Below are 6694 nucleotides of genomic sequence, written 5' to 3'. Positions count from 1 at the left end.
CTATCTGCCGACGTTCCATATTAGAAATTTCTATCGGCCTTTTAAATCCTAAAATAACTTTACTTGTTCTCATTTAATTGTCGTTTAAATGTGTAAACCTATTTTAGGACAAGACAATATCATAAAATCTGTGTAAATCTTTTCAATCTGTGTTATCTGTGTTATCTGTGTTATCTGTGTCCTATTTTAAATTGTGTCCAGACGGTAGGTTTCATACCCGATTTTTTAGTTTAAATTTTACTAACTAAAATCTAAATTAACCCAACCAGCCATCTCGATCCAAACTTCTGTACTGAATCGCTTCGGCAATGTGGCTGGAAACAACGATTGGAGCTGCATCCAAATCAGCTATTGTTCTGGCTACTTTCAAAATTCTATCATAAGCCCGTGCTGATAGATTCAACCGTTCCATTGCAGTTTTTAATAATTGTTTTGAAACATCATCCAACGCACAATGTTCTCTAATGTGTTTGGTATTCATTTGTGCATTGTAATGTATATTTTCCATTTGCTCAAAACGTTCCGTTTGAATTTCTCGCGCCGCAGTCACTCTTTTTCGAATATCAACACTGCTTTCAGCTTTCCTGTCATCGGATAATTTTTCGAAAGGAACAGGAGTCACTTCTATATGAATGTCAATTCGGTCTAATAAAGGACCTGATATTTTACTCAAATAACGTTGCATTTCGTGTGGTGAAGAAGTTTGAGGCGAATCAGGATCGTTAAAAAAACCACTTGGACTCGGATTCATACTCGCCACAAGCATAAACGACGACGGATAAGTAACCGTAAACTTAGCTCTTGAGATAGTTACTTCCCTGTCTTCTAACGGCTGACGCATTACTTCCAGAACATCTCGCTTGAATTCAGGCAGTTCATCCAGAAACAAAACCCCATTATGTGCCATGGAAATTTCGCCTGGTTGTGGATAACTTCCTCCTCCAACCAATGCCACATTTGAAATTGTATGATGTGGGCTGCGAAACGGTCTTTGATTCATCAATCCCACTTCTTTCAATTTCCCTGCAACACTATGAATTTTGGTCGTTTCTAATGCTTCGCGCAGAGTCATGGGTGGTAAAATACTGGGTAACCGTTTCGCTAACATTGTTTTTCCTGCACCTGGCGGACCAATCAAAATAATATTATGTCCTCCGGCAGCGGCAATTTCCATACAACGCTTGATACTTTCTTGCCCTTTTACATCCGAGAAATCAAACTCTGGAAAATCCAGTGTTTTATAAAATTCAGCTCTGGTGTCTATTGTTGTAGGTTCTAATGTTCCTTTTCCTTCCAAAAAATCAATGACTTCTTGTAGATTTTCTACTCCATAAACATCTAAACCTGCTACAATTGCGGCTTCTTTTACATTTTGTTTTGGAAGAAAAAAACCTTTAAAGCCTTCTTCCTTGGCTTTTATTGCTATTGGTAAAGCACCACGAATGGGTTGCAAACCTCCATCAAGAGAAAGTTCACCCATGATAATGTATTTGTCAATGTCATCTGCTTTAATTTGTCCTGAAGCAACGAGGATCCCTATCGTTAAAGTCAAATCATAAGCTGAACCTTCTTTACGCAAATCAGCCGGAGCCATATTAATCGTTATTTTTTTACCTGGCATAGCGTACCCATTATTTTTGAGCGCAGCGGCAATTCTATAACTACTCTCTTTAATGGCATTATCTGGTAATCCTACTAAGTGATATCCAATTCCTTTATCAATATTTACTTCAACGGTAATCGTTGTGGCTTCAACTCCAAAAACGGCACTTCCAAAAACTTTAACTAGCATGTATGTTAATTTTGTACGTAAATTAGTAAAATATTGGCATTAATAACACGGAAATTAATTTATTTTTGAAATTTATAAACTAGAAAAAAATTATGGGACTATTTAACGCCATTTTAGGCAACGCATCAGAAGTAACAATTGAAAATGTTTCAAAAGAATTCGACCCTATTTTAATTGATGGCGAAATAATCGAGAAAGCATATAAAGTAATTAAAGACATGTTTATTTTTACCAATAAAAGGTTGATTTTGGTCGAAAAACAATTAGTTGGAACCAAAGTAGATTACATGTCAATCCCTTATTCCAGCATCAAAAAATTCTCCAAAGAAAGTGCGGGAATACTGGATATGGATGCCGAATTAAAAATTTGGTTAAACAGTGAGGATAAACCCATCTCAAAACAATTTGGGAAAGGAGGAAACAATATCAATGAAGTTTACAAAATTTTAAGTCAACACATTTTAAAATAACCCGTTGGGTGTAATTATTCCAAACGTCAGTTCGAGTATTTTTTGTGTAGTAAAACGGAACAAAAAATGTATCGAGAACCATTTTTAATTCTAATTTCCTTGTTCTCGATACAATTTTCTCTCGAAAATCACTCGAACTGACGAAAATTAAAATTAAAAACTAATTACACCCAGCGGGTTAAAATAATAATTTCTCAAAAATTAAAAAAACACCTGATACTTTAATTGTATCAGGTGTTTTTTTTGTTTGTTATTTTAACAAATTCTCGATAAAATTGTTTATTATTGTGTATAATTATCGAATAATCCATATAATATTAAAAGACTGCTAATATATTATGATAAATTTAATAGTTTATAGAAACTGTCGTTTTTTAGAAAAACAACATTAATAAATCATTAAATTTAATGTTGAATTATCACATACCCACAAAATATAGGGGGCTAAATTGAAAAATCAATAAAAATAAAATATTATACTCTTTTTTAATAGGGGGTTTAAAATCATTTTATATTTTTATCGAAATTTAAAACTAAAAACTATGCGAAAGATTATTTTAAGTGTGATATTGATCACAATTCTAGTATTATCCATTTTTTCAATTCATCTTTTTGTTGAATCTACAACACTAGGTGCACACGTTGTTGAATTAAAATTAGATACTGGAGATACGGCTTGGATGATAGTTGCCACAGCTCTTGTATTATTAATGACTCCGGGACTTGGATTCTTTTATGGTGGAATGGTAGGCAAAAAGAATGTTATTAGTACCGTATTACAAAGCTTTATGGCTATGGTTATAGTAACTGTTTTATGGGTTGTTGTTGGATTTGGATTATGTTTTGGACCATCAATCGGTGGATTTATAGGAAATCCTACGTCAAACTTATTTTTTCAAGGGGTAAGTGCTAACACTGCTTGGGAATTAGCCCCAACTATTCCATTTATCTTGTTTGCTTTATTTCAAGCTAAATTTGCAATTATTACGCCAGCCTTAATAACAGGAGCTTTTGCAGAACGTGTTCGTTTCTGGGCTTACTTGTTATTTATGGTTTTATTCATATTATTCGTTTACGCTCCTTTGTGCCACATGACATGGCATCCAGATGGATTATTATTTGGATGGGGAGTATTGGATTTTGCCGGTGGAACAGTAGTCCACATGAGTGCAGGATGGGCTGCTCTTGCCGGAGCGATGTTCTTAGGAAAAAGAAAAGTTCAAAAAGTGAATCCTGCCCGTATTACTTATGTTTTATTAGGAACTGGTTTATTATGGTTCGGTTGGTTCGGTTTCAATGCAGGATCTGCTGTAGGAGCTGGTAGTTTGGCTGCACAAGCTTTAGGAACTACAACAGTTGCTGCCGGTGCTGCTGCAATGGGTTGGGTATTTCTTGATAAAATTCTTGGACACAAACTTTCCGCAATGGGAGCTTGTATCGGTGCCGTTGTAGGTTTGGTAGCTGTTACACCTGCTGCAGGATTCGTAAGTATCCCTCATGCAATGGCAATTGGTCTTATTGCCAGTATTGTAAGTAATCTTGTGGTGAGTAAATTCCCTAAAGGTAAAATTGATGATGCATTAGATGTATTTGCTTGTCACGGTGTTGGTGGTATGGTAGGTATGCTTTTAACAGGTGTATTTGCTTCAAAATCTGTAAATGCTATTGTTGGTGATAACCAAGGTTTAATTTTTGGGGACGCTACATTGTTTTTAATTCAATTAAAAGCATTAGTTCTTGTTTCGATATTTGCATTCTCGGTATCGTATTTCCTTTTCTTTGTTGTAAGTAAAATTACTCCACTAAGAGTAAGTGAAGATAAAGAAGAATTAGGTTTAGATATTTCTCAACACGGAGAATATCTGTAAATCATTTTTTTATAAGTAATTTTAAATTAAACCGCTCTGGAAATTCGTTTTCAGAGTGGTTTTTTTATTACTCAAAAACACCTTTTCAGACAACTTATTTTTATTTTTAAATTTTCCTTTGTACAACTGATTAATACATTTTAAGTTTGTTTTTACTGGAATAAATAAGCCGTCTGTTTGTCATTGCTTCGCCAGTTCGCTATCGCTCGTGCAATGTCATTAAGTTAAGCTGTTTCAACCGTCACTTCGAGTAATTTTGAACATTAATGCGATAGCTTTAATGTTTAAAATTGTATCGAGAAGCCTTCAAAACGTAAGGGTTCTCGATACTTCGTAAAAATTTTCTGTCGCAAATTATTACTCTCCCGAAGCGTCGGGACGAACTGACGAATCCTTAACTTAATGACATTGATCGCTCGTGTCCGACGAAGCAATGACAAATTTTTAGAAACATACTCCAGTAAATTCTAAACGTAAATGGTATAACATTGAATGTTTCTTAATTATCATAAACACAAAACAATTTGTAATTATAAAATAGTCTAAAAAAAGGAAGTGTCTTTTAAACCATATAAGAAATCTAAGATCATTTAAGTTAGACTAAAATATATGTCTAATACCGTTTGTGTTTTAAATTTACTGTAAAAGGATTTCAAAAATTATAATTATTCTCGCAAAGTCGCCAAGAAGCAATTATAGATTGTTTTTGCGCCTTTGCGAGATTTCTTTCTCAATACCCTTTATGAAAAAGGATAACAGTATTTTCAAAGATTAAATGGTATAATTGGTATTATTTTTCTTGAAAACTGAATTCTTAAACCATTCTAACAGCTACATAATAAAAAACTCCATCCCAATTAAAAACTGAAATGGAGTTGATTTAAACTCTGCTTATGAAATAACTTTACTGTTTGATCAAATTGACCGTTTTTATATTAACACCCTGTTTGATTACTGTAAGATATTCACCTGTTGGTAATTCTTCACCGAACATAATCAGTTGTCCATCACTTTTTTCAAAACGTTTTACCATTCTGGCAAGCATGTCATATACTATTACTTCTACTTTTTCATTGCTGCCCCCTTTCACAACTAAAGTAAACTGATGTTGGGTTGGATTAGGGTAGGCTTTTACATTGAATGGAGTGGGTTCTATAAGCTTCTTGTCATTTTTAACAAATTTTGTAAGTAATGTTGGCGCTACGCAACCTGATGCACAACTACCTAAGAAATCTCCATGGGCTAAATGCGCTCCAACAGCTGATTCATCCACACATAATTCTTTGCATGAACCGTTTCCTGTTTTATGACAAATTTTCACTTTTAGTTTACCACTATTACCCGCAAAGCAACGTACATCTTCTCCATGAATGTCAAAAGGAAGAGCTGTTATTATGCATCCATTTGCGTCTGTTATAGTTGCTGTAAAAGATGCATTTGCCATCAATCCTACCGTCACGGAATAAGAACCATTAACTGAAATACCAGTAGCAACTGTAATTGGATTACCTCCAGGATTTAAACCCGTGGATGGAAACGTGATATTAGAACTAGTAGTTGTGCATGGAGGAGCAATTGTACCAGCTATCCATGATTCATCTCCGGTACTGTTCATATAATTGCATATTAGGGGACGACTCATGGTAATTGAAACAGTATATGGCCCTACACCACCTGATGGTGTTACTGTTACTTTTGATGTTTGATCACCAGATAGTCCAAAATAATGATTTGGATTAGTTCTTGTAAATGTTGCGCTTAGCGCTGTAGCTCTTGTAACTGTAAATGAACAAGAACTTACATTTCCACCTGTATCTTTTGCCTCATAAGAAATAGTAGTTGTAGTACCAGCAGCGAAAGTTGACCCTGAAACTGGTCCTGCAGTTTGTGCAACAATAACGCCGGGGCAATTATCTGTTGCCAAAGCTGTTGTCCATGAGGCGGTACCTACACAAGCTGATAATGTAATATTAGCAGGACAAGTTATAGATGGCAGTTGTGCATCATTTACATTTACTACTATTGAGCAGGTGGAAGTATTATTACATGCATCTGTTGCTGTCCAATTAATAGTATTGGCTCCTTTGTTAAGAACAACATTTGCCATAGAACCACTACCGCTCAATGTAGTTGCACCTGTTACACTCCAGGTCATAACAGTTGTTGAACAATTGTCTGTTGCCGTTGCATTAAATTCAGTACCCTGTATTTTATAAGTACAAAGATTAAGATCTGTATTTTTTGTAAACGAACTACCAGCGGGACAGGTTATTACCGGTGCGATGTTATCATTTATCGTGATGGTTTGTATCTGGTCTGCTGCTGCGTTTGTGCAGTTGTCAACCAAATGCCATGTTCTGGTGATCACTTTACTTCCCTCGCATGTACCTGCTGCTGTTACATCAGTAAAGCTTGCCTGTAATCCTGTGGAGCAGTTGTCTGCTTCATTGCTTACATCGCCTGTGGCTGTTACTGTTTTATCGTAAGTACATGTTGCACTTGTATAGATGGTAACATCAGCTGGACGGGTGAACGTTGGAGCAGTGTTGTCACGGATAGTGATA

Annotated in this window: 4 protein-coding genes; 2 read left to right on the top strand and 2 right to left on the bottom strand. The window is 35.3% G+C overall.

Annotated elements, in window-relative coordinates; all coding sequences use genetic code 11:
- Positions 1 to 256: 256 nt before the first annotated feature.
- A complete protein-coding gene (locus ACNO7W_RS16145; RefSeq protein ID WP_143386589.1) occupies positions 257 to 1792 on the bottom strand; it encodes a YifB family Mg chelatase-like AAA ATPase in 1536 nt (511 codons plus the stop codon).
- A gap of 92 nt (positions 1793 to 1884) precedes the next feature.
- Here ACNO7W_RS16145 and ACNO7W_RS16140 point away from each other — a divergent pair, with 92 nt between their 5' ends.
- On the top strand, positions 1885 to 2262 hold the full coding sequence (locus ACNO7W_RS16140) for a PH domain-containing protein (RefSeq protein ID WP_417938896.1): 378 nt from the start codon (positions 1885 to 1887) through the stop codon (positions 2260 to 2262).
- A gap of 542 nt (positions 2263 to 2804) precedes the next feature.
- Complete coding sequence (locus ACNO7W_RS16135; RefSeq protein ID WP_417938895.1) at positions 2805 to 4130, top strand: ammonium transporter; 1326 nt, start codon at positions 2805 to 2807, stop codon at positions 4128 to 4130.
- 904 nt (positions 4131 to 5034) lie between these two features.
- Here ACNO7W_RS16135 and ACNO7W_RS16130 read toward each other — a convergent pair.
- Positions 5035 to 6694: HYR domain-containing protein (locus ACNO7W_RS16130; protein WP_417938894.1), on the bottom strand; the 1660-nt coding region annotated here is incomplete at its 5' end.

The sequence above is a fragment of the Flavobacterium sp. ZB4R12 genome (assembly GCF_048276375.1).
GTDB classification, from domain to species: Bacteria; Bacteroidota; Bacteroidia; order Flavobacteriales; family Flavobacteriaceae; genus Flavobacterium; species Flavobacterium gawalongense.
Note: the sequence above shows the minus strand (reverse complement) of the source record. Positions and strands in the feature narration are given on the sequence as shown.